Origin of the sequence: Collinsella sp. AM13-34, from assembly GCF_003473055.1 — a bacterium.
Taxonomy (GTDB): domain Bacteria; phylum Actinomycetota; class Coriobacteriia; order Coriobacteriales; family Coriobacteriaceae; genus Collinsella.
Map to the genome: position 1 here is coordinate 45,515 of NZ_QRLE01000007.1, position 23,449 is coordinate 68,963.

Annotated in this window: 27 protein-coding genes and 1 CRISPR repeat array; of the genes, 8 read left to right on the plus strand and 19 right to left on the minus strand. The window is 58.9% G+C overall.

Annotated elements, in window-relative coordinates; all coding sequences use genetic code 11:
* Window positions 1-46 precede the first annotated feature (46 nt).
* The 4 genes from DW151_RS04110 to cas9 all read left to right on the plus strand — a co-directional run bounded on the left by DW151_RS04110 (window position 47) and on the right by cas9 (window position 5,089).
* Window positions 47-484 (plus strand): hypothetical protein, encoded by a 438-nt coding sequence (locus DW151_RS04110; protein WP_118334590.1) that lies wholly within the window; start codon window positions 47-49, stop codon window positions 482-484.
* A 1-nt stretch (window position 485) separates the two neighbouring features.
* A complete protein-coding gene (locus DW151_RS04115; RefSeq protein ID WP_118334591.1) occupies window positions 486-1,250 on the plus strand; it encodes a hypothetical protein in 765 nt (254 codons plus the stop codon).
* Window positions 1,251-1,631: 381 nt separating this feature from the next.
* On the plus strand, window positions 1,632-1,847 hold the full coding sequence (locus tag DW151_RS04120) for a hypothetical protein (RefSeq protein WP_118334593.1): 216 nt from the start codon (window positions 1,632-1,634) through the stop codon (window positions 1,845-1,847).
* Between the two features lie 101 nt (window positions 1,848-1,948).
* Window positions 1,949-5,089, plus strand: coding sequence for a type II CRISPR RNA-guided endonuclease Cas9 (gene cas9, locus DW151_RS04125; RefSeq protein ID WP_158571650.1), 3,141 nt, complete (start codon window positions 1,949-1,951; stop codon window positions 5,087-5,089).
* A 41-nt stretch (window positions 5,090-5,130) separates the two neighbouring features.
* Here cas9 and cas2 read toward each other — a convergent pair whose 3' ends face one another.
* Both cas2 and cas1 read right to left on the minus strand, forming a co-directional pair.
* Window positions 5,131-5,454 (minus strand): CRISPR-associated endonuclease Cas2, encoded by a 324-nt coding sequence (gene cas2 / locus DW151_RS04130; RefSeq protein ID WP_158571651.1) that lies wholly within the window; start codon window positions 5,452-5,454, stop codon window positions 5,131-5,133.
* Window positions 5,451-6,392 (minus strand): type II CRISPR-associated endonuclease Cas1, encoded by a 942-nt coding sequence (cas1, locus tag DW151_RS04135; protein ID WP_118334597.1) that lies wholly within the window; start codon window positions 6,390-6,392, stop codon window positions 5,451-5,453. Before cas1 ends, cas2 begins: the two co-directional genes overlap by 4 nt.
* A 331-nt stretch (window positions 6,393-6,723) precedes the next feature.
* Window positions 6,724-7,683: a CRISPR direct-repeat array (repeat unit 36 nt; unit sequence ATTGTAACAGCTTGATAGATGGCAACGCGCTAGGGC).
* A gap of 11 nt (window positions 7,684-7,694) precedes the next feature.
* Between cas1 and DW151_RS04140 the strand changes: the two genes are divergently transcribed.
* Entirely contained in the window at window positions 7,695-8,123 is a 429-nt protein-coding gene (locus DW151_RS04140; protein ID WP_118334599.1) for a hypothetical protein, read from the plus strand.
* Window positions 8,124-8,304: 181 nt separating this feature from the next.
* On the opposite strand, the gene DW151_RS10730 is transcribed toward DW151_RS04140, so the two are convergent.
* The 3 genes from DW151_RS10730 to DW151_RS04150 are packed head-to-tail and all read right to left on the minus strand — an operon-like array spanning window position 8,305 to window position 8,796.
* Window positions 8,305-8,442, minus strand: coding sequence for a type II toxin-antitoxin system RelE/ParE family toxin (locus tag DW151_RS10730; RefSeq protein ID WP_233543346.1), 138 nt, complete (start codon window positions 8,440-8,442; stop codon window positions 8,305-8,307).
* On the minus strand, window positions 8,439-8,576 hold the full coding sequence (locus tag DW151_RS10735; protein ID WP_233543347.1) for a type II toxin-antitoxin system RelE/ParE family toxin: 138 nt from the start codon (window positions 8,574-8,576) through the stop codon (window positions 8,439-8,441). Before DW151_RS10735 ends, DW151_RS10730 begins: the two co-directional genes overlap by 4 nt.
* Window positions 8,560-8,796, minus strand: coding sequence for an antitoxin (locus DW151_RS04150; RefSeq protein ID WP_118334600.1), 237 nt, complete (start codon window positions 8,794-8,796; stop codon window positions 8,560-8,562). Before DW151_RS04150 ends, DW151_RS10735 begins: the two co-directional genes overlap by 17 nt.
* Window positions 8,797-9,100: 304 nt before the next feature.
* Between DW151_RS04150 and DW151_RS10860 the strand changes: the two genes are divergently transcribed.
* Window positions 9,101-9,226, plus strand: coding sequence for a hypothetical protein (locus tag DW151_RS10860; RefSeq protein ID WP_255413772.1), 126 nt, complete (start codon window positions 9,101-9,103; stop codon window positions 9,224-9,226).
* 841 nt (window positions 9,227-10,067) lie between these two features.
* On the opposite strand, the gene DW151_RS04155 is transcribed toward DW151_RS10860, so the two are convergent.
* The 3 genes from DW151_RS04155 to DW151_RS04165 form a co-directional block, all read right to left on the minus strand.
* Window positions 10,068-10,352: a type II toxin-antitoxin system RelE/ParE family toxin gene (locus DW151_RS04155; RefSeq protein WP_118334602.1), complete on the minus strand. Its 285-nt coding sequence runs from the start codon at window positions 10,350-10,352 to the stop codon at window positions 10,068-10,070.
* Entirely contained in the window at window positions 10,349-10,576 is a 228-nt protein-coding gene (relB, locus tag DW151_RS04160) for a type II toxin-antitoxin system RelB family antitoxin (protein WP_117774181.1), read from the minus strand. Before relB ends, DW151_RS04155 begins: the two co-directional genes overlap by 4 nt.
* 281 nt (window positions 10,577-10,857) lie before the next feature.
* Entirely contained in the window at window positions 10,858-11,142 is a 285-nt protein-coding gene (locus tag DW151_RS04165) for a hypothetical protein (protein ID WP_118334603.1), read from the minus strand.
* Window positions 11,143-11,338: 196 nt separating this feature from the next.
* Between DW151_RS04165 and DW151_RS04170 the strand changes: the two genes are divergently transcribed.
* The gene (locus tag DW151_RS04170; RefSeq protein ID WP_118334605.1) at window positions 11,339-12,340 is read left to right on the plus strand and encodes a hypothetical protein; all 1,002 of its coding nucleotides are present in this window, start codon (window positions 11,339-11,341) and stop codon (window positions 12,338-12,340) included.
* A gap of 97 nt (window positions 12,341-12,437) precedes the next feature.
* Entirely contained in the window at window positions 12,438-12,665 is a 228-nt protein-coding gene (locus DW151_RS04175; protein WP_147351756.1) for a hypothetical protein, read from the plus strand.
* Here the strand turns inward: DW151_RS04175 and DW151_RS04180 are convergent.
* The 11 genes from DW151_RS04180 to DW151_RS04235 all read right to left on the minus strand — a co-directional run bounded on the left by DW151_RS04180 (window position 12,662) and on the right by DW151_RS04235 (window position 21,853).
* Complete coding sequence (locus tag DW151_RS04180) at window positions 12,662-13,207, minus strand: DUF5067 domain-containing protein (protein WP_118334608.1); 546 nt, start codon at window positions 13,205-13,207, stop codon at window positions 12,662-12,664. The genes DW151_RS04175 and DW151_RS04180 overlap by 4 nt on opposite strands.
* Before the next feature lie 28 nt (window positions 13,208-13,235).
* A complete protein-coding gene (locus tag DW151_RS04185) occupies window positions 13,236-14,648 on the minus strand; it encodes a hypothetical protein (RefSeq protein ID WP_147351757.1) in 1,413 nt (470 codons plus the stop codon).
* A 465-nt stretch (window positions 14,649-15,113) separates the two neighbouring features.
* A complete protein-coding gene (locus DW151_RS04195; RefSeq protein ID WP_118334613.1) occupies window positions 15,114-15,983 on the minus strand; it encodes a type II secretion system F family protein in 870 nt (289 codons plus the stop codon).
* A 10-nt stretch (window positions 15,984-15,993) separates the two neighbouring features.
* The gene (locus DW151_RS04200) at window positions 15,994-16,896 is read right to left on the minus strand and encodes a type II secretion system F family protein (protein ID WP_118334614.1); all 903 of its coding nucleotides are present in this window, start codon (window positions 16,894-16,896) and stop codon (window positions 15,994-15,996) included.
* Complete coding sequence (locus tag DW151_RS04205; protein WP_118334616.1) at window positions 16,893-18,194, minus strand: CpaF family protein; 1,302 nt, start codon at window positions 18,192-18,194, stop codon at window positions 16,893-16,895. Before DW151_RS04205 ends, DW151_RS04200 begins: the two co-directional genes overlap by 4 nt.
* Entirely contained in the window at window positions 18,184-19,134 is a 951-nt protein-coding gene (cpaB, locus tag DW151_RS04210) for a Flp pilus assembly protein CpaB (RefSeq protein ID WP_118334617.1), read from the minus strand. Before cpaB ends, DW151_RS04205 begins: the two co-directional genes overlap by 11 nt.
* Window positions 19,131-19,352: a helix-turn-helix domain-containing protein gene (locus DW151_RS04215; protein WP_233543348.1), complete on the minus strand. Its 222-nt coding sequence runs from the start codon at window positions 19,350-19,352 to the stop codon at window positions 19,131-19,133. Before DW151_RS04215 ends, cpaB begins: the two co-directional genes overlap by 4 nt.
* A 124-nt stretch (window positions 19,353-19,476) precedes the next feature.
* Window positions 19,477-20,124, minus strand: a complete 648-nt coding sequence (locus DW151_RS04220) for a hypothetical protein (protein WP_118334619.1) — start codon at window positions 20,122-20,124, stop codon at window positions 19,477-19,479.
* Complete coding sequence (locus DW151_RS04225) at window positions 20,125-20,598, minus strand: pilus assembly protein (RefSeq protein WP_118334620.1); 474 nt, start codon at window positions 20,596-20,598, stop codon at window positions 20,125-20,127.
* On the minus strand, window positions 20,598-21,047 hold the full coding sequence (locus DW151_RS04230; RefSeq protein WP_147351758.1) for a TadE/TadG family type IV pilus assembly protein: 450 nt from the start codon (window positions 21,045-21,047) through the stop codon (window positions 20,598-20,600). The genes DW151_RS04225 and DW151_RS04230 overlap by 1 nt, the downstream gene beginning before the upstream one ends.
* On the minus strand, window positions 21,044-21,853 hold the full coding sequence (locus DW151_RS04235; RefSeq protein WP_118334623.1) for a hypothetical protein: 810 nt from the start codon (window positions 21,851-21,853) through the stop codon (window positions 21,044-21,046). Before DW151_RS04235 ends, DW151_RS04230 begins: the two co-directional genes overlap by 4 nt.
* Window positions 21,854-23,449 lie beyond the last annotated feature (1,596 nt).

Below are 23,449 nucleotides of genomic sequence, written 5' to 3' on the forward strand. Positions count from 1 at the left end.
TTGGATGCTATTGGACCTATTGAGGTTGAATGAGATTGGAGACGGGATGGACGTAGGGAAAAGTCTCGCCGAATCGATTGAGGGGGCCACGACGGCCTACTATCGGGATGGCGGTGGCACCGAGACGGGGATTGCGGTCGACGAGAGGCTGGTCGAGGCGCTCAAGCAGGCCTATATCGCCGCCTATGCCCGAAATGACGGCGGTTCGCTGGATACCGTGAGAAATGAGCTCGCGGAGTTCGGTGGAAGGGGGCCGACGACCAATGAAATCTGCGAGGCCGCCATCGCGCTCGCAGGCAAGCAGGCAAAGCAGGATGCGGGTGTCATCTCCCGCATGTTCAAGCTGCAGGCCGCATCGCTTGCTGAGGAGTACGCGCCCGCGCTCGTCAGGACCTTCGATGCGGAGCGCGCGCAGAAGGCCGATCGCGGCATTGCGGTAAACGAAAAGGATGCGCTAAAGCGAACGAGTATTAGGAGGAGCTGAAATGTACCTTGTCGATGACTACGGAGAGCCTTATGTCACCTTATTTAGTGTGCAGTACACGCCTCAGTACAGTGACTATCCTTGTCGGCCCCATGACGCCTGTTTCAAACTCAAGAGGGATCCGAAAGGCCGCGAGGGCGTTTTCATCCAGCCCTTCTCACGCGGTGGCATCTCACCCGTGGCCCACGTCTCGCATGAGGTGGAGGCCGCCCTTGCACTCGGATGGCCTGAGCTTTCGCCCAACGGTTATGTAGTCGAATTTCCCGGCCATTATGATGGCGCCAAGGAAATCGGGAGCTTCAGTGCCGGACACGAAAGCCTGATGGAGCTCCCGATTCTCATGGGCATCCTCGAGCTCGAGGGGATGGTTGAGAACGACGAGCGCGACTCGCTTTTTGGCGCGCTCTTGGTTGACCATGAGGCCAGGGAGATTAGGGTCGAGGTTCCTGAAGATATCGATATCGAGTTCAGATATTGGCTCAGGAATAACGGATCGCGCCCTGTCTCATCCAAGGAGATGCCGACGATTCCCGTTGCCCGCGATCCGAACCGAATCTCCGACGAGGCAGCCGCGATTCTCTCGGAGAAGACGCCAGAGCGCTTCTTGAGGCCGCTACTGGACTCGAAGATCTTGCGTGACGGAGCCTCGCCCTCAGATGTCGCGGCGCTGAGGTCGGGCCTTGATGGCCTTTTGGGTCATGGCGTCGCCGGTACGAAAAGCCTTACAAAATCGCTCGAAATGAGAGAGCGTTCATCACACCATTAAACGTTTCGCCAGACTGAAAGCCCCTGTCCAGAGCAGGGGCTTTCCATAATTCATGAGCTTGGTAAAACATGTAATCGAAAATTACGTTGTCACGTTATTACGTAGTTACTTTATGTCGCAGTTACGTTATCGGGTAGTTCCGATTTTGTGCAGTCGCGTAGTTACGTTATTCGAAAGTTCCGTTATCAGGCGGTTCGGCTGTTGCTATGGACAGGCATGTCACCTGCTGGCACCAAATGGTCTCGCGCGATAGTTACGGCAGTGAGATTCTTATCTCATGCCAGCCCCTGGAAGAAAAGGTCAAATCGATTGGCTCTGCTAGGACAGGATTAGCATATTGGTGTAAGTGGAAGTTGGAATACCAGATTGAACGGAGCGAACTTGAACGGTTCCTGCAAGGGGATTTCGAGTTTTGTTCGCAAGTCCATCGTGCTTGCCTGCCCCATTGGCTTCGAAAAAGGCAGCCAGTCCAAGGCGGGTGCCGCTGCGGTGGATGTCCCCACGGTCAGCTACGATTATGTCGGGTGCCCTGCGGGCCACCGTGTGGACTTCACTTTCGTGCCCAGGGGGATTTCGCATCTTGGGACGCCGCTGTAGCACTGTCAGTTTCTACGGGCGCATGCTTGGGGTAATCGGTATAAGAGTTTTAGATATGCGCGGGTGGGAAGAAATCTCGCATGATTAGATTGGAATCCGGTATGGATAAAGCCAAGGGAGCAGATATCGGAGAGCTCGGGTTCGACCCCGCAACCTTCGCCACGGCGCTCATGACGCTCGAGGAGTTCAGATCGAAGGACAGGGTGATCTGGGCGGGTCTCGATATCGGCGTGGCCAGTACTGGGCTGTGTCTGGTCGATGTCCGCAACCATGAGATCGTCCTGATGGCCAGCCACCTCTTCAAGTCGCCCGTCGTCGACAAGAAGAAGGCGACCGCGGCGCCCGAGAGTCTGGCGTCGGTAAGGCGTGGAGCCCGCTCGGTCCGTAGGAACATCATGCGCGAGGGGCGGCGTAAGAAGGCCATCAGGGCTGCGTTAGCTGATTTTGACCTCATTCCCGCCGATACTGACGGCGAGTGGTTTAGCGCACGCCGCGACGAGCGTACGGTCGTCAGGCTGAGATCCAAGGCTCTCGGTTATCTGCTGAACTCCCGTGAGCTCGCCCGCGTGCTGTACTCATTCGCGAGCCATCGCGGGTATATCGACCACGGCAAGTCCGATAAAGAGGACGATGCCGGCAAGGTCAAGAAGGCACTTGCCGCGAATCACGCGGCGCTCGCCGATGGTGGCTGCAAGACCTTCGGGCAATACCTTGCCGGACAGCCGCGCTCGCGCAACAGGGCCGGCGACTATAGCTATACGGCAGACATCGGCATGACTGTCGACGAGGTTCGCACGATCTTCACACGCCAGCGCGAGCTAGGCAGCGAAATCGCCAGCAAAGCGCTTGAGGAGCGCTATATCGCCGAGCTGACGTGGCTCACCGATACGAGTAAGCGTGACAGGTCGACCTACCTCAAGGTGGGTTTCTGCACCTACCTCGGCGCGCCGTACAGACGCGGGGCCACTTCCACAATCTCGTTCGAGATGGTACGTGCACACCAGACGCTTTGCAACACGGTCATCCTGCATGCCGACGGCACCTCGTCCACCATCCCGGGCGACATCCGCATCGAGATCGTGAGGGAGCTCTTCGACGTGAAGAGATCGGTGAAGCCGTTGAAATGGTCGGGGCTGCGCCGCAGGCTGGGGCTCGCTGAGTGCGATTCGTTCAAGGGGCGTCCCGCCGAGGAGGAGAAGCGCGACTGCATCGCCCTGCCGGCCTGGGCCGTGCTTTGCTCGGGGCTCTATGAGAATCATCGCGATCTGCTCGAGCGGCTGCATGACCATATCGACGACGCCGACGCGGTCTGCTCGGCGCTTACCTTCGCATCGTCGGCGGCATCGCTTGCCGGGCGGCTCGCCCCGCTGGCCCTCACCGACGACGAGGTCGAGGCTATCATCGACCTACCCTATTCGGCGCGCCTGTTCTCGGGCTATGCGAACGCGAGCCCGGAAGCCCTCCAGATGCTACGCGGCACGTTCGAGGATCCCCGCGTCACATCACTCAGACAGGCCGAGGAGGATTCCGGCCTCGCGCAGGCGCGTGCCATGCTCGCCGAGGAGCGCGGTGGGTCGGCCGACGGGCTGCTGTGTGCCTTCTCCGATTACGACCCGACGTGCAGGAACCCCGTTGTGCTCCGCGCGACGGCGCAGGTGCGGCGCATGGTCAACTCCGTCATAAGACACTATGGGCTGCCGGATGTCATCCGCGTCGAGGTCGCCCGTGACCTCAAGCGCTCAAAGCACGAGCGCGAGATCGTTGCGGAGAGCAACAGGGCGAGGCTCGAGCTCAACGAACAGGCCAAGAGGGATATCATCGAGTTCCTTGGGCTTCCCGACGACCACCATGTGCGCGGCCGGGACCTCGCCTTGGTCAAGCTCTACCGCGAGCAGGGCGGCAAGGACCCGTATACGGGCGCCGGCATCGACTTTAGGCGCATGCTCGAGGAACACGGATACGCCGAGATCGACCATATCCTGCCGGTCTCGCGCACCTGCGACGACTCGCAGGCAAACAAGGTACTCTGCCTCACCAAGTCGAATAGGGACAAGTCGAACCGCTCTCCCTACGAGTGGATGACCTCTGGTGAAGCCTCGGCGCCTGATTGGGGCGAGTTCTGCGGCAGGATGGAGCGCTGGGCGAAAATGTGCGAGACCAGGCGGTACGCCCGAAAGAAACTCGCCAACCTTACCTGCGAGAACCTTGCCGAGCGCGCCGATAATTTCATTGACCGCAACCTCAACGACACGCGCTACATGTCCGTAGCGCTCGCCAAGTGGCTAAGGGAGTGTCTGCCCTTTACTAAGGACGGGCATGAGCATGTGTTCTGCGTAGCCGGTGGCGCGACCGCCCTCATGCGCAGTGTCTGGAACATCGGTATCACCGGGCCAGACGGCAAGAAGAACCGCGAAGACGATAGACACCATGCGGTCGATGCCGCGGTCATCGCCTGCTGCACCCCCGGCATCGTGAGGAACGTGGCGCTGGTCAACGAGGGCCATGCCCGCGCCGACGTGCGTCAGCGGCTTTTCAGCGACTCGCTTCCCTATCCGGAGTTCAAGGAGCAGGTAGATGCCTGGATCCCGTGTATCGTGCCGACGCTCACACTTCCGAACACCGTCACAGGCAGCGTGCTCAAGGACACGGTCTATCCTTATCTGGGTCGCGACGAAGCCGGCAAGGACCTCTACATCACCGTCAAGAGGGACAAGGACGGCAGGATTGTCGAAAGGAAGGTCAACAAGGCCACCACGATGTGGAAGGACGGACAGGGCGGTTGCCGGGCCTATGGGTCCATGTGCGCCCTGGAGGCTGTGTTCGACGCCTCGGCCGGCAAGCGCGGCAGGTGGTCATTCGACCCAGTCTACTGCATCGATATCCCACACCGTGATGCTGAGAGGCGAACCATGAGGGCGTTTTCCAAGGAGAAGGCGATTGATCTGTGGGATACGGTCGCGGTGCCCGAGGCCGCGCCGCGGATGACGATCCGGCGCGGCGATGTGCTCGTGTGCGACGGGAAGGCCGCGAGGTTCCATTGCTTTGATATCTCTGTCAATGCCATCAGGTTATTCTCTCAACGCGGCGGTAAACAGCTCCAGGCAACCGGTCCTCTTTCTGCCGAGGCATTCCCGCCTCCGTCGAAGTGGGGCGAGGGCGTCAGGATCATGCAGGAGGACTGCCTTGGTCTCTGCTGGCTGTCGTTCTTGGCACAGCGGGCCGTGGACGCGCAGATGGAATAGCAGTTGCGAGGGGAGTCTTTCGGCCTCCCCTCTTTTCTTTGCTAGAATTCCAGGAAGAGTTGGCCTGTGCAATCCATCCTGGTTCGCCCCTGCGGGCGTGTCTCGACCAGAATCTCGCGACCAACGTACTGTTTCTCCGTCAGCTCTATGGCCACAACGCTGCCGGCGGGCGGGATATGATCGCGCAGGCGGTCCCTGTGGGCCGCCGCGGACGACCTCGACAGCAGGCTCCTTGTGTAGATGCTGTTCTGCTCGCGCATGTAGCCGTCGTCTTCGAGAAACCTCTTGAACCTGATATAGCGGTCCTTGTCTCGCTTCGTCTTTGTCGGCAGATCGAACATAACGAGCAGGCGCATGATTCTCATATCCTTCCCCTCGCCCTCATTCTGTCCACTGACTCCATCTCGAGCCCGATGAGCTCGGGCGTCAGCAGCATGTCGGCATCCCTCAACTCGAAAGCGCGGCGCAGGGACTCGCTGAAGACTTCCACCGCCACCTGAATCGGGCATTCCGCCCCGTCTATGCGCATGAGCACCGATGTCACTGCCGTCAGCTTTGCCTTGTCGGCCGGCGTCAGCGGGCCAAGGATATTTTCAGTGACCACCAGGAGGTCCACAGCCGCGCGGAAGGGCTCTATCATGTCATCGACCAAGTTGAAGGCGTTATCGGCGCTGTGATGGTGAATGCCGCGCGAGACGAGCCAGCCGTGTGAGACCGCACACTGGGCTATACCCGCCCTCACAACGGCGTAGCCGTAATCGAGTGGGGCGGCCATGGGCCCTTTCCTTCTCGTTCCATACGGAAGCATCGCGGCGAAGTAGTCGGCAGCCGCGGGCGCCTCCCGGTACGTCCTGTCGTTGCTATGCACCTCGGCGGCATAGCCCCTGACCTTTGCCACGACGGCGGCATCACCGCCTGCAAGCTCGAGGGCCCTGGCCTGGTTCAGGATCTTTGAGACGACAATTTTCTTCCACAACTGGTTGCGCAGCGGTTTCGGAATGGCAAGCTGGTGCTCGACGATCTCCGCATGGCGCGAGTGGGCACCGAGGGGCAGGCATAAGCCGTTTGGCATATGGTCCCTCCCGCAGTACATCACGCCTATCCCTGCGTCGTTCATCTCGGAAACCAGGGCGGACGTCATCGTTATCTGCGGGCTGTCGATAATCACCACCCAGATATCGGATAGCGGGATCTGGGCTAACATTGTATCACTGCACGATTTGGGATCCTTCTCGCGGATAATCAACCTGTTGTCACTCAGGCTCAAGTGCCTGGGATTCCGTATCGTGACCGTTTGCTTCATAAGCGGTCCTATCTGTTGAAACTATGACAGGAGGGCCGTCCGTTCTCCCATTAAGTCTATCGGCTATGATAAAGATCACCAACGTTACCTTATGTATCTGTTACAGCTTGATAGATGGCAACGAGTAACGTTTGGGCAAGAGGGCCCGTTAAAGACGGGTCACTCGCGGAGTATATCCCGCAGGGTGCTTTTCGCACTCTGCGGGTGATCTCCTTTTCCCTCCTTTTTTCAGAAAAGAGCGCTGGAACGACGATAAATTGATTAATTTTCGACTTTTTTACAATTTGAAAACAGAAAGCCCCCAGTTAGGGGGCTTTTTTCGTGAGTAGATATTGTAACAGCTTGATAGATGGCAACGCGCTAGGGCCTTACCTGTACGAGGATTCTGCCCCCAAAAATTGTAACAGCTTGATAGATGGCAACGCGCTAGGGCCGCATGACTCGAACACCAACGCAAACGATTATTGTAACAGCTTGATAGATGGCAACGCGCTAGGGCAGAAACATGTCGTCAACGACGAGCCTTTGGATTGTAACAGCTTGATAGATGGCAACGCGCTAGGGCCCTACATTGTCGATACACTCGAGTTAGACCATTGTAACAGCTTGATAGATGGCAACGCGCTAGGGCATTCAAGGTATCATTAACGGGGTATTTCAGATTGTAACAGCTTGATAGATGGCAACGCGCTAGGGCCTTCTGCCTGGCGAAGATGTTTTTATTCCGATTGTAACAGCTTGATAGATGGCAACGCGCTAGGGCGGTTCGGCAAGCGGCGGGACGGCTTGAGGAATTGTAACAGCTTGATAGATGGCAACGCGCTAGGGCCCTTTTGGGAGCGTCAATCGAATCGCAGGGATTGTAACAGCTTGATAGATGGCAACGCGCTAGGGCTTACACTACCTTTCCATTACGGCGATATTAATTGTAACAGCTTGATAGATGGCAACGCGCTAGGGCTCTAATGCCGCTGGTATTCCTAATGACAGCATTGTAACAGCTTGATAGATGGCAACGCGCTAGGGCTTTGGTTGTGCGGCGAACCGAGCGATAGCCATTGTAACAGCTTGATAGATGGCAACGCGCTAGGGCCGGTGAATCTAGTTGCAAACTAACGTTAGTATTGTAACAGCTTGATAGATGGCAACGCGCTAGGGCGTTCGATCTTAACGCAATCGAGGTGAATGTATTGTAACAGCTTGATAGATGGCAACGCGCTAGGGCTTTCGGGTGCGCTCCCTTGTCGTCCTGTTGATTGTATCAGCTTGAGGAATGGCAACGCGCTAGGACAAGCTGTCACCATGGCCCACGCCGACCGCGTTAGGCTCAATGAGGAAATCAAAGCCAGGAAAAAGCGCCTGCGGGTCCTTCGCGCGGAGATGCAGCAGGATGGTGCCGCCCTCGAACAGCTGAAACGTGAGGTCGCGGAGTTCGAGCGTCAGTGCGGACGTATTGAAAAGGCCAAGCGCTGTCGCGTTGCTATGACCACCGTCGCCGCGACCGCGGCGGCCCTGTGCCGTGTGGACATGGCTGCCACGGATCAGGTCGATACCCGCGCCGAGATGGTCACCCAATCCGACGAGCAAATCGCCGCACTTGACCTCAAGATTCGCCAGCTGCAGGACAGCTACATCGACCACGCGGCCTATCGGTGGTGTGTCCTAGGGTTCGTCCCGATCGTAGACGCGCGGTGGAAACCCGTCGCCTATAGCCATAGCGATTCGACCTAGTATTACTGCTCGAAACGGGACGTGCGCTATGAACCGGACCGCGCTAAAAAGCCGCAGAAAACGGAGCCGCGGGAGTACGACCGCCCGACGGAAGGCCCTACGACAGCCACCCTTGGTGATAAGCGTAAAATAACGGGGAGGGTCAAAAACCCTCCCCGTTTCGTTAACGGTGTCGACCAGCCTACCTGCGAGTCCTGTAGACCTTGCTTCGGTGGTCAACATCGACAACAAGGATGACGAGAACATCGTCCTCGATATCGGCGACTATCCGATAGTTACCGACCCTATAGCGCCAGAGACCTGACTTGTTCTCGGTCAATCCCTTTCCATGCTTCTCGGGTCTTCGAGCTGTGAAATCTCATGAAGTTTCGCCACGATCCTCCTGGCGATCTGCTTGTCCAGCTTCCTCATCGAGCGCTGGACGTCCTTGTCGATCTCAATCTGCCAGGCCAAGGCTTTCCTCCAGCTCGTCGAGCGTCACTGTCTCAAGCCTGCCAGCCCGGTAATCCTCGACCTTCTTCAATAGTCCGTACTCGTACTCAAGCCTGTCAATCTCGGCAGCGAGTGCTTCTGTCATGTAGAAAGTCTTCGTGCGTCCCGTTGATTTCGCCAAACGGTCGTACCTGATTGCTAAGTCCTCGGGCAGGCTCAATGTCGCGGTAGCAGTTGCCATGACGCACCTCCCAATCACTCGTATAACGTGCTTTACTTTCTAGCACATCGCTTGCCGCAGGAGTGTACAACAATACCTATATTGACAACATGCGCCGTGTGAAGGAAGGGCCTTAGCCCTCGGGGGCGTCTGGTTGAAAATGAACAATAAAAGACGGCACCCGGTTGATTCTGCCCATCTTGAATCGCCAATCTTGTAAGAAACATAGAGAACCGGGGAGGGTCAGTCGCTCTGCTAGAATTGTCCTCGCTGTCGGCAGCCCTCGTGCCGGGCAGAGCCCTCCATTCGATGGGAGGTGATGCCCATGACCGATTTCACCGAGCTCGTGAAGCTCCTGACCGCTATGGTCTCGCTCCACACGGCCCTTGTCGGCCTTTCCAAGGCACTCAAGCAGGGCTCGAAGCCCAAAAAGAAAGGCCACCGTCGCTAAGACGATGACCCAACATCATTAAGCAACGGCTCTGCCCAGCTCTCACAACTTGGGCTGCCGTCGGCATCATTCTACCCTCCTGACAAGGAGTCTGTCCATATTTCAAAAAATCAATTCGCGTCTGCTATCGAAGCTATCGAAGTTCATTCATCGTCCATACGTTTTGGAACTGTGCTTATCTGACAATTGAGTTCTGCAGTCGCTGGCTCGTCTAGAATTGACGGGATGGCGCATTCCGTGCGCGGGCGGCCGACAATTCGATTGGAGGCTTCCCTATGCTAAAGATCCTTGATGCGCTGGCCGCCCTTGCGACGGTCGGCACGTTCGTCATTGCGTTATTCGATTCGTATGATGTTCGAGTTAAGGTCCGTAGGCGTACGCGCGGTGCGGACGGTGGACGGCATTTGCGCAGCAAGCGCAAATAAGAATGCCCGGGGTGGAGCCCGGGCATTTAACCAAAACTGAAAACTAGGCCGCCCGCGCTCCATGTTGCTTACACGGGATGCGTCGTCTTCAACAGCCATTTTACCCTCTTTAGGCAGATAAAACCACCGTATGTTCGGGCTCTCATGTGAGATCATCCATCGTTCATACAATGCGGACTATAACGACGGTGCCACTCAGGGCATGTAGTCGACAACTGCACAATTACGTTATGCATACTTACACTTTTGAGAAGTTACGGTATTACGCAACCGTGCTATTACGTAATTGCACTATGCCGTAGTTACGCAATTACGCAGTTCGGGTGTTGCCAGTATTCAGCGGGGTTCGACAAAAGCGCCGCCTGTGGTAACCGGTGATGGTGCCGCTGCGAACGGTCGGGTTGACTCTGCGAAGGTTATATCCGCGGCATGTTTTTGTAGACGCCCTGGCGGTGGCCGACTCTCACCACCTCGATTACGGCCTTCCCATCTTCGATCCTCCCCAGGATACGGTAGACCCCGACTCGCCAGCGCCAACCGGAGTCGGTACCCTGAAGCTGTTTCCCGTTCGGTGCGAGACGTGGGTCTTCGCATCCATCAAGATGTTCTTGGACCCAGGACAGGATGATGAGCCGCTGCTTTTTCGGAATCTTGAGAAGTTGCTTGGCCGCGGCCTTGGACCACTCGACACTGAAGCTCATTCGGCCTCCATGGCCATGCGCATGACGTCGTCCATCGAGTAACGGGTACCGTCATCTTCCACCAACGCCTCGTTGTATGCCTTGATATCGGCTGCCTCCTCGACCTTCTCTAGGGCGGCACTCCTCACGAATTCAGAAAAGGACATGCCGAGGACGCTCGCATAGGACTGAATCCAGTCCTTCTCTCCCTCGTCGAACCTGATGGCGGTCGCGCTCATGGCCATGGTTGCTCCAATCAACGTAACACGATGTAATACGATGATTATACCCGTTCGTTTCGGGGACAGTCATAAAATGCGAGGCGTAACGGCTGCCTGCACGTTTAATCAATGCGTTTTCACTTGCATTGAAAAGAAAATTGGGGAGGTGTGGTGCCTCCCCCTTCAATATTGAAAAGTTGCGTTTATACGTAATTACGTTATTGCACAGTTATGAAGCAGCGTTCATACGTTGTTGCGTAGTTACGTTATGTCGTAATTCGACTATTGCCGATACGATGGCTCGGCTATGGAGACCACCCGTCATCCGGCCTGTCGTCATCCATGTCATGGACCACGTACCAGCTGTTGCCGTGGTGGCAGATGTCGCGCAGGGTTCCATCCCCCATCTTCACGCGCCAGCTCTCGCACACGCGCCCCTTCCCCAACACCCACGATCGCGTCTCGTGCCAGCCGACCTCCGCGAAGGGGAAGATCCTGCCGTCGTACCATTTGATACCCCAAGGCACGTACTCCCCATCCGGCCGACACTCGACCAGGGCCGTCACGAGCCTGATTGACTTCTCCCCCACGCCGCCTCCTTATTCCTATTTACGAACGAACGCGTGTTCTATTATCACACAACCAATAGAGCGGATGCTGGACATCTGCAAGACGTGGCATTGCGGGCCGAGGTGTCACCAGATGGCACCAAACGGCCCCGCGCAAGAGCTCCAACGGTGGGACTCTTATCTCATGGAAATCCCTGGGAGAAAGGGCTGAACGATTATGGCAAAGAAAAAAACTGAGAGCATACTGGTTCCGCTGCTGCCACGATTCGATTCTACGAGCTTTTATGATCCGTATCCCTTGAGGACATCGGTTGGCAAGATGACCGTTACGAGAGACGATGCGTTCCCGGGGACAATTCGATTTGAGAATTTCGTTTCTTTCAAGGACGAAGCACTAATCGAGTCAAAGGTATTTGAAACTCTTCTAACGTTCCTGGGAAACACCACATCAGCCGGCTATGTCGTCAGCGTGGATTATGACCGAGATCATCCGAGTCCTCTTCGCAAAGGTGAGACTCGCGCCAAGGACGACAAGGGCCTGCCCCGAGGGTTTGAAGCGGAGCAGCTGGAACTCCCCATCCTCGCCTGCGCTCTTAAAACTTACGACATCGCGGTAGATATGCCAGCCGAAGCTCTTTGCTACGGCAAGTTATATCGGAGGAATCAAACTTACTATATTGATCAGCCCCGCAGGGGTGGGGCCAGTGAAGATCGTCTGGAGACCGAAGGCCTAAATATTAAAATCATGCCGGATCGCAAGGTCACGGAAGTCTGCTGTGAGGAACGTGAAATAGTCAACCACCTGGCGGGGCTGCAAAGGCTTGCGGTTTTCAGCCCTGTTTACGCGGAGGAGTTGCTCGGCCCCGCCGACGGAAATGTGGTTACCGTCCAGGAGAGAGTCGAGCTTGTCCTGGGCGCCGGCTCCTCACCCGATTTCATACGCAAAATGAATGAGGCCGGCTTCATCTCGGAGGGGGTTCCTGCTCAATACCGTGATTCGATTCTCAGGAAAGCGCGTGAGCTTTTCGATACCGACCTCGAGTTATGGGATCAGCGTGTCGCGCCGATGTTCAAGGAGCATCTGGACCTGAATATGCCCTGGGTCGCAGGGGATTTCTATGGCAATCCGAGAAAGGCTGAGCTCAAGTGTGAGCAGGACCCCCGAGAAGGGTTTGTTTCGGAGCTCGCCCGTGCCCTGTCCGTATATAGGCCGGAATAGCCATGAGTGCGCAGGTGCGCCCATCGGGCAGCTTTCCGGTTCCCTATGGCCATGAGAATCATTTGGAGCGAAAATGACTCCCGTTACGGTCAGCCTCGTGGAGAGGCCCGGTCGGGAGCCGAAGTTCAGGTGGATCGAGCTTTCCGACGGCCGCAGGTTCCAGGTCCGCTCCACGGGCGCATCTGTCCCCTGTCCCGGGCGAAAGACGGGCCACATTGCCCGTATCTGGAGCGTTGAGATAGAGTGGAAGGGCAGGCCCGTCCACCGCTTCATCGTCAGGGACAACGATGAGTACTTTATCGTGCGCTCGGGAGAGGACTCCTAGAGGGACGCATAGTCCAGGTGCGAGATCGGATAGGTGTCCTCGTAGACGTAGTCCGACGAGTTCGATGATTTTATCTTCACCTTCACGGGCTGCCCCTCATCCACTAGGAGGAATGCCTTGCACACCGAAATCGAATAACCGGGCTCGAGTGTCTTCATCGTGTTGGGATCGCTATATTTCGTGCACTGGGAGAGCTTCACGCCGTTTTGGTAGCACGAGACGTATGACATCGGCGCCCGGCTGTCATGGTCGAGGTCGTTCTCGAATTTCATGCCGACAAGGAGGAACCGGTACTCCTTGCCGCTCGAGTCCGTGGCGACCCTCTTGTAGACGCCATCGACCGAAAGACCCCTGGAAGCATCGGATGAGCTCGTGTCGCCTATCCCTCCAAAGGAAAACGCCTCGTCCTCGCTCTTCTCGGAGTCCTTATTCTTCTTCGAATCGTCCGATCCATTTGCCTTCTTTGAGCCGCTGCATCCCGTAAGGGCCAGCGAGGCCATGGCGGCCAGAACGGCCCTCCTGCTGACGTTGACGATATCCATGAGTTACCACCCATCAATCAATTTAATATCACAACCGATAGAGCACGTATCCCCTGCCGTTTGCCGCCTTATCGGCGCCGGGGCAGGCTTTTCCAAAGCGTTTTACGTTGGAATCCCGCACGATCGCCCACGTCCAGCCATCCTCCTTAAGGACCCCGTAGCCCCCTTCCAGACTGTCAACGTAGGCGCGGTAGTCGTTTGCCTTGCCGGTACTGGAGATCGCCTCAGACCAGATCTCGGGACGCATGTCGTAGGTCACGGGCACCCTCGCCCACTCGAGGTAGTTCATCACCGTGGCGTCCTCGGACCATATGCGGCCCGGGTTGTCACCCAGGGCCTCGACGATCTGCGCCATATCCGAGTCGATGCCCCTCCATCCGGTCTCGACCCCGCGGGTTTCCGAATCAAGCGAGTTAAGGCCGCTATTGACGATGGAGAACGCTAGGATGAGGACCATAACGGCTCTCCCGGCAATCAGCAGGCGATGCGCCCGGGGGCCGATTGTGTCGCTCTGGTCGACGGATGCGGCGACAACGAGAAACGAAACCGTCCACGTTATCCAAAGGCACCTGACGGCCAGTGCTCCGGCGATTGCAGACGCCGCCCAAAAGGCCAGAAGCCAACTGGGCGGGAACCGCCGGGCAAGGCAGCACGATACGAAGGCCACAAGGATTGAGGCGCCCCAGAACAGGGCCGCTGCAGGCATTACCCAAACCGGATTCAGCTCTAGGATGACCCCGCCGTAGGATGCGGCCCCGAGCGAGCGGAGCATATAGAGCGACCCGTCGATACAATACGGGTTTACAAGCGATTCCGCGGACATGCCGGCAACCGCCGCAAGCAGGGGCAGCCTGGAGCGCCACCATGCGCGAAGCGTCTCGGCGGTCGCCTGTGTCGAGATCTCGCCCTTTTCGGGGAGCAGGAAGCATGCGGCGGCGGCCGACGGCAGGGGCCAGAGCGCGGCCTGCAGGTTCACGGAGAGCAGCGACACGATCGGAAGCGCCAGAAGGCATCGCGGGTTAGCGCTTTGTCGCCATTCCAGGCAGATGGATATGGCGACGAACAGCAGCGCCGCCGTCCAGATTGACGGACGGATGGATAGATATGAGGCCATGAGGGAAAACCCTAGCGCGCCGATCAGCAGTGGCACCCATGGATGGCGCGGGACTCGCGCCAGCCGGCAGACGGCGCCGGTATAGGTACACAGTGCCAGCGCGGCGGGAATCGCCACGGAGACGGCGACACCGGTGTAGCCAGCCACCTTCCAGCACAGATAGAGCCACGCGTCGTGGAGCCACTGCTGGAGCACGATGCCTTGGCCCTCGACTGCGGTGAAGGGGTTCGTTGTCGGGATGCCGGATTCGACGACCTCGCGCCCCGAGGCGAGAAGAAACCAGCCGTCGGTATCCAGCGTCCCGGCCGACCTGATAGCAGGGATCATGGCAATGATTGCTATGGATAAGAGAAGGGCGAGCGCCGTGCAGGCCCCATGAACGAGCCTTTCTGCATCAATTCGCATCAATCGAGTCTCCTGATCAAGAGAGGTCGGTCTGACTCGGTGAACGTACCGGGTGCGACCTCGATGCCCCCGACTGCCCCTCGTGGCGCGAAGAGGATGCGCCAGGGGGCAACCGAGCCATCGAGCGAGACGACGGGCCAGGATTGATTCGATGGGTCGAAACGGCCTATCCAGCACACATCGACCGGGATGCGCATGAACAGGGTGTGAAGGGACCTGCCCCTCGCGTAGACCGTTCCGCAGGACTTTTCTATCGACCTTGCGCCCATATACCCGATGGCTTTGTCCCTGAAGGTCCTGGCGGCCCTCAGGGACAGCGGGACTTCGGCACCGGACCTGGTCGTGGCCACGCAGGGGATATCGTATTTGAAGCTCATTGGCCGTCTCCTACATGAGGGAGGTGAACGTCTGGGCGATCTGCGCAACCACGGGCGCCAGGACGACAATCAGAAACACGGGCAGGATGAACAGGATGATCGGGAAGAGCATCTTGGAGCTCAGTTTTTCGATCTCGGACTCCACCTTGAGGCGACGATGCTCGCGGACGGTCTCGGCCTGGTCCCGGATGATGTCGACCAGCGAGCCGCCCGCGCGCTCTGATTGAGCGAACGATGCCGCGAAGATGGTGAGGGATGGCACCCGCGCGCGTTCCGCGAAGCGCAGGAGCGCCTCGGTGCGAGATGAGAAGCTGGCTTCGTTGGCCACGCGCTCGAAGCCGCGCGCAATGGCGCCGTCCATCCTGCTACCCACCGTATGGAGGGCAAAGTCGATGGACGAGCCCGCCGACATGCAGATCGCGAGAAGGTCGAGGGCGTCGGGGAGCTGCCTGTCAAGCTCATCGCGCCATTTCGAGCGCTCGTTGAAGAGCCACAGCTGCGGCACCGCGAGCCCCATGAGGACCATCGCGGCGAAGACGCCGAGGCCCTTGGGGCCGCCGATGAAGACCGAGGCGATGAGGCCGACCGCGATGAACCCTGCGGCGCTCGCGACGCGGAAGGCCCAGAAGGTCGCCGGCTGCATGGTGAGGCCGGCGCGGTCGAGGGAGTCCCGCGTGGATTCCATGACCGAGCGTGAGATCGGCGCGAGCTGCGATACGACGTCGGACACCTTCTCGGCGATGCCGGGAAGAGTCGAGGACGATCCCTCGTCAACAGGCGACTCGAGTTCGAAGATCCGCTTGAGGGCGATATCCACGCCAAGGCCCGCGACGACTCCGAAGAGAAGGAATATAAAGCCGGTCGTTATCGTTTCGAACATCTGAGCTCCCTTAGTCGTACCTGATGTTGCTGATTTGCTTGAGGACCAAGAAGCCCACGATATCGAGAACCGCGCCGACGGCAAGGCACGCCCACCCCGCGGGCGTCATGAAGAACTCACGGTGGATCTCCGAGCTGAATGACATGAGCAGCAGCATGACGACCGGCGCGAAGCCGACGAGTTTCGCCTCGAATCGTGCCGAGGACGTCTTGGCCTCTGCCGAACGCTTGGCCTTTACCTTTGCACGGATGGCCTCGCCCACTCGCTCAGTGATCTCGGAGAGCGAGCCGCCGGTCTGCTGGGATACGGAGACGGCCGTGGAGTAGAGTCTTAAGTTCGAGCTTTCAGTTCTCTTGGCCATGTCGTCGAGGGCCTGCTCGATGGGGCGGCCGTTGCGCAGGTCGCGTTCGAGGATGGCGAACTCCGATTTCAGGGGTTCTGCCATGTGTTCGGCGACAGGTGCGACTGACTGCGCGACTGAGGCGCCCGTGCGCAGGTTCGACGCGATCAGGGGCATGGCCTCACCGAGTTGCTCCTCGAAAAGGCCCTGCTCCGCTCCGCGCTTTAACCTAACCCAGATCGGAAATGCCGCGATGCCGAGCGGGAGTGCGGCAAGCGCACCCACCGCCGAACCGGTGGCGAGGATAAGCACGGAAGGGGCGAAGGCGATAACGGCCCAAAGCTGCGCGGCCTCGGAGACCGATAGCTGGGGAGCAGCTCCCTGGCACACGCGACGGAGTGTGCCGACGAGTCGGTTCCCGCCGGCATCTTCGGTTGGGTTCTCCGGGATGGGGCCGGTTTCCGCGCGCTCGCGCTCGACGCGCAGCTTTCTGGCCGTCAGGAACAGGACTATTCCCATAAGGAGCGCCGGCAGCGCGGGGATGAGGGCCGCCGGGGTTATCTGCCCGCTCATCGACGGAACCAGAAGTCGTCGTCGACGTATACGCCGCGCGCGAAGAGCTTTTCGCGATGCGCCGGGGTGATGCGCTCGCCGGTGGGCATGAACTCGCCGAGAACCTTGCCGTCCTCGGAGAAGCCAGTCTGCTCGAAGCGCATGATGGTGCCGATCGTGATGACATCGCCCTGCATGCCCTGGACCTCCGCGATCTCGGTGATCTTGCGCGAGCCGTCGATGTCGAAGCGGTTCACGAAGACGATGAAGTCGATGGCCGAGGCGATGAGCTCCATGATCTGCTCGCTTCGCATCTCGGTTCCGGTCTGCTGGATCATCGAGCGCAGGCGGGTCGTTGCCTCGCGCGCGTTGGAGGAGTGCACGGTCGTGAGCGAGCCCTCGTGGCCCGTCATCATGGCCTGAATCATGTCGAAAGCCTCGCCGCCGCGGCACTCGCCGACGACGATGCGGTCGGGGCGCTCGCGCAGCGCATGGATGACGAGCTGTCGGATGGTGATCTCGCCCTCGCCCTCGATATTGGGGCGGCGTGCGGTCTTGCGCACGACATGGGGCTTTTGGAGACGCAGCTCCGGCGCGTCCTCGATCGTGACGATGCGCTGGTTGTCCGGGATGAAGGAGGAACAGGCGTTGAGCAAGGTCGTCTTGCCCGAGCCCGTGCCGCCGGCGATGACGACGTTCATGCGGCCCAGGACGATGGCCTCCATGAACTCGAGCATGCGCTGGTCGAAGGTGCCGAGCGCCATGAGGTCCTCGGGCTCCACCGCGTCCGGTCGGAACTTTCGGATGTTGAGGATGTTGTGGTCGACGGCGATGCCCTTGGCAGTCGCCGCGACGCGCGAGCCGTTGAAGATGGCGCCGGGTCGGTTGAGGATACAGTCGCACAGCGGTTGCGCCTCGTCGCAGCGGCGGCCGTCGGCGGACGCGATGCGGTTGATGACGAACTTGACATGCTCGTCGTCCTCGAATGTCACCGGGGTCTTCTGCAGCAGGCCCGCGCGCTCGACCCAGACATCATCCGGGGCGTTGACCATAATCTCTGAGATCGTGGTATCGGGAAGCAGCTCCTCGATGGGTCCGAGATAGTACAGGTCGTTGATTCCTGCCTGGATAACCGCATCGAAGGAGTCATCGTCCAGGCGTGAGCCCTCGGGGCTGGAATCTACGATCTCGGCAAGGAGGTCGCGTGCGCGAGCGTCTCTCTGCTCATTGCTTTCGGATGCGTCGTTGGCTGCCGTCAGCACGCCGGTAGCTTGATACACGGCGTCGCGCTCGATTCGAAGTAGGTCCCTATTCAGCATTGTTCGTCTCCCCCGTCTCGGGAAGGGCGACGAGCCTGATGCCGCTCGCGCTGGAGAGTGCGAGGGCCTGGTCCTCGGTCACCTCTATGGTGACATTCGAGTATCCGTCAGACTTGGAGCCCGACAGGTTTCCGTCGAGCGCGATGACGCGGATGGAATCGGCCACGCGTTCGGTCGTCACGACCTGGCCGTCGCTCACGCTCGCGAGGACATCCACCTTATCGCCGACGGAGAGCAGCGGGGAGAGGCCGGTCGAGCTGTCGAGTGCGACGGTGTAGGCGACGTGCCCCTCGGTCACGGCTGTGGTAATCGAGGCCGGCTTCTTGGAGCCGGAGACGGACGAGAGCGAGACCGCGGTACCGGAGGTCTGCTGGGTCACGGTCTGGCGACCTGCCACATCTGAGACCTTCTTTGCCGCGTCCTTGGGCGCAAACGCCTTGGGAACGCTCGCGACCGTGAGGTCTGCCGAGGAGATCACCTCGCCGGGGGCGATGTCGCGCGTGACGGTGACGACCTTGACGGTCGAGTGCTCGAGGCGCGTCAGTTCACCCTGTGCCTGGGTCCAGCGCCAACCGGAGAAGCCGACCGTCGCGACGGAGACGGCGATGGCCACGCCGGCCACCGCGGCGAGCCTGCGCTCCTTGCGGGTACCTCCGGGCTGCGGCCCGCGCTGTCGGCGTGCTGTCGCGGCCCCTGCCGTGGCTGTCGTCCTCTGGCCGCTCTTTGCGTTCTTGGAGGCCGTGTTTGGCATGGGGCTCGACTTGGTCGCACCCATGGCGGCCTCTTGCGCCATGGCGCGCTCCAGCTCGTGGCCGAGCGCTTGCTTGCGCCCGCGGAGCCTGTCGACGCTACGCATGCGCCCAGCCTCCACGGCCGCGCGCTCCTCTGCCTCGACCTGGGCGATCTCGGCCTTGATCTCCTCCTGGGACCTTTTCTTCATCGTCTAGCTTCCTTCCCGGGACCGATGAGTCCCGAATACCTGAGCAGCGAGTCACGGTTGACGCGCCAGCGGTTACCGAAACGGGCGCCCTCGAGCTTTCCCGCCGCGCACATCCTCTCGATGGTCCTGGGGGTGACGCCGACCGCGTCCGCCGCCTCACGCGACGACAAAAGCGCCGGCATGAGGTCATATCTCCCCTGGCGCATCAGGTCGTACATCAGACCCAAGGGTCCTCCGATCTGTCGTGCTGTTCCGACACATAAAGAATCGCCCCGCACGGGCTATCGTGCGGGGCGATTTGGTGCCATCGGGTGACAATCCGGGCGAGGCTCGCGACTGGCTCTATTCGGTGCCGTCGGGTGTCGTTTCACCGGACTTACCGGCGCCTCCCGTAGAGGCCGGCAGCATATCCCTCACGGCCCTGGAGAGGCTTTCGGGCGCATCGTCGAGCGAGCAGACGCCGGTATTTGCCGAGACGTTGCCGTCCTTGTCGATCGTGTACTCGCACCAGCCGTTTCCGGTATCGGCCGGGCGCCACACCGTCGTGGACGAATAGGGATGGAGCGTCCAGACGGCATCGGAGCGGACCTTTAGCTCATCGATGCCGGCGAACCTCGCGAAGGTCGACGGCCACGTTCCCTCGAGGACGACATAGACGCCTGCGTAGCGGTCTGCGGCCCCACACAGGCTCTCGGGGGCTTCGACGTAGTAGACCGTGGCCTTTCCGGTATAGCCGTTGGCCCTCAGCATCTCGAGCACCTCGGAGCGGGCCTCCTCGCCCGGATTGTCGGCGTATTTGACGGCATTGGCCTCGCCGAAGCAGGACTGTCGCGTGCTCTCGAGAAGCGAGCCCTGCCACGTCCTGTAGGCGAGCGCGCCGCCCAGATCGACGGCAAGGGCAATAAGGAGGGACAGGGGAATGAGCATCACGACGAAGAAGGTCGTGAGCTGGGCATGTGCCCCACTCCCCCTGCACACATGGCACTTCATCTAGATGACCTCCCAGTCCGAATAGCTGATGTAGGAGCGCGTGATATTGCGTACGGACCTCTTCCCGAACACGTTGTAGGGCGCCGGGTAGTCGTAGACGATCTCTGCCGATACCGTAACGGTCCTGCTCTCGGTCCTGAGGTTCTCGGTGCCCAGGTCGCCTGCCACGGCGCTCCCCTGCCCGAGGTCCTCGTCGGAGTCGAGGGTGACGGAGGCGTTCTTCACCGTGAGGCAGTCGGGGTCCACATCGGCAGACGCGCTCACGAGCTCGGTCACGAGAGCGTTCGCGTCCATGGAATCCCAGCCCGCGGGTAGCTGGTCTGCGAGGTGCGCCAGCGAATAGTCGATTCTCGCCCGCTGGTAGCCCGTGAAGCCGAAGCCCATGATGGCGAGTACGACGGTAAGGGCGATCGGGAACACGAAGATGAACTCGGTCGAGATGAGTGCCTTGGGCACACGGTTGCAGCGCACCATCACTTCACCTCCGATGAGATCGCGGTGGCAGAAGAGGATTCAGGCTCGCTTTCGGCAAGGCCGTCGATGACGGCCAAGGTGAAGACGCGACGGCACGGAATCTGGACGTTGACCGTCACCGATTTGCGCTCGATGGAGGAATCCCTGGACTTGTCTCCCACCCTGAGTGTCACGTCCTTTGCTGCGAGCGAATTGTGCACGATCGCGACCGTACAGCTGTCGTCGAGGCCGATTGCCCCCCTGACGTAGGCCTCGACCTCTGAATCGGTCAGATCGGGGTTTGCCGCGGCGTAGCGTGCGCCCTCGGACGCGGCAGAGGACGCGAGGGCCTTGCACCTGCTCATGTTCGCGCAATCCACGACGAGCGCTAGCATGGCGATCATGATGGGAAGGAGGAGGACGAGCTGGGTCACCATGACGGCCCTGAGCCCCGTACGTTTAGACCTCATAGCAGATAACCTTTCAAGATTGCGATTAGCGTCGCCCCGACCAGGCTCGCCGACAGCACGACGTTATAGGGGACGTTGTCTTTGAGGCGGACGCAAGCGGGGATATGCCTGATGGCTAGCTCCAGGATGCAAGCACATAGAAGATGGATGGCGAGAAACTCAAATACGGTTCCGGCAGAAAGTACCGCCGTGAGCGCTATGGCCAACGTGAGGTAGTCGCCGGCGTGCCAACTGACCCCACCGACCTTTTTCATGACAAAGGAGATCAGGGCAAACGCGGCGGCAAGGGGGATTGCGATAACCGCCCACGCATAGGGCCCCCAGGGGGATGACAGGGCACCCGCGCCGGCAAAGACGAGCAGCATGGGCACCGGGGCGATCCTGAACCTCATGTCCTCCTGGCCGAGTGCCACCGAGGCCGCCAGGAAGACGGCGTAGGGAACCGAGATGAGCGACCCTGCCCACGATGCAAGCAGATAGGGGTAGACGAGGGTGATTTCCGAGGCCAAGGGAGGGTTGTGGCGTCGGGCATATGCTCCGGTATCCGCCTGTTGGGATAGCCTCGCGTCGATACCCCCTGTATCGCCTAAGGAGATGAGCGTCGAGGGGCTGACGCCGTAGTTGACGGCCTCTCTCTTCACGGCCCCGATCCATTTATCCCTTTCGGCATCGGAGGGTCGCGCCTGGAGCATTGACTTGTCCTCATGCTCCAGTGCGGCATAGCGCCAGCGCTGGTAAAGATGGGAGGCGCACCAAAAGCCGCAACCGACGGCTAATGTGGTCGCCAATCTGACGCCAAAAGACACGGGAGCCTCCTCGATATAGGCATAGATACTCATATTTAATTTTGGGGTTGCGTTTGCTCAAATTAAGGCTAATTTGGTGCCAAGCGGTGACACCATTTCGATTGAAACGCCCATCCGTTCGACCCAAGGCCGTGGCAATGGATGACCTGCGAAACCGAAGTGGCCGCGAAGAGACTGCCGAGAGTACGGCATCGAGCGAAAAACGCATGAAGCGGAATCGCGTACCGCTGCGAAAGAGGTGCCTGCGAAACCATCAAGCGCGTCGATCATTTCCCTTCCCTTCTGCGGAGCGCGTTCCCGAAACGCAATAAATGCGAAACTGCGGAGCTTCCGTCTTGAAGACGTACGTGAGAAGCAGTCGGCCGAATCGTGGTGCCAGATGGCAAATGTGTAAAAACACAAATGCTTAAGCATGGGTAACTAGTCACCCATGAACACTGTCGCAAATGAGGCCGATCGCAATATGCCCTGTGTTTGAAATTGGGCAAGCAGCTGCTCGAAGTGCGGTACCTGCGAAGTATAAGAGTGGGAAGGTCCATATTCGTGCCCAATGTGTAGCTGCTCGATACACGGTGCCTGCGAAGCCCTAAGTCCAATCTGTCGTGAAATGCGCTGGTAAGTAACTGCTCGAAACGCCATGCCTGTGAAACACCATTTCGTGCGGACAGATTATTATCGAAGTAAGTAACTGCTCAAAACGTCATGCCTACAAAACTTCAGCGACCGCTCAGCCATGTGCAAGACAGGTAAGTAACTGCTCGAAACGCCATACTTGCGAAACATTGGTGGGCTTACGTCACGGCAAAGATGGGGCAAGTAACTACTCGAAACGCCATACTTGCAAAACGAGCCGCAAATCGCCTCTGATTTGAACAAAGGTGAGTAACTGCTTGAAACGCCATACTTCCGAAACACACAATCAGCGGCTCGAACGGCATACTCGGTAAGCAACTGCTCGAAACGCCATACTTCCGAAACTGACATTGCAAGGCAGAATGGCTCTTCGAAGGTAAGTAACTAATCGAAACGCCATTCCTGCAAAACAACGCACTGCTACCGCCGAGTGAATCAAGGGTAAGTAACTGCTGAAACGCCATACCTACAAAACAACCTATTACAGCCCCCAATCGCCTGCAAGGGTAAGTAACTACTCGAAACGCCATGCCTGTAAAACACCATGATTGTCGAACCTGAACCGTACGTTGGTAAGTAACTACTCGGACGCGGGAACTACGAAACTGATTACACAATGCCGCCGGTGAGCATATAAGGGCAGGAACCCGAAGCGCAGTGCCTACGAAGTAGGAGTTGGCAATGGGAATCTATGCGCGTTCGGGTTCATATTCGGATAAGTGACTGTTCGAAACGTGGTTCCTGTCAAACTTCATAAACTCCAAAGCTGCAACCGAACTTTGTAAGAAGTTGCTCGAAACGCTACGCCTGCAAAATTGGGAGGCCTAGCATGGACGCCTCGGTAAGGTAAGTAACTGCTCGAAACGCCATACTTTCGAAATCTGGATTCAGGCAAATTACAAAAACCGGTGGGTAAGTAGCTGCTCGAGAAGAAATCCCTGCAAAACTGCTCATGCAGCTATC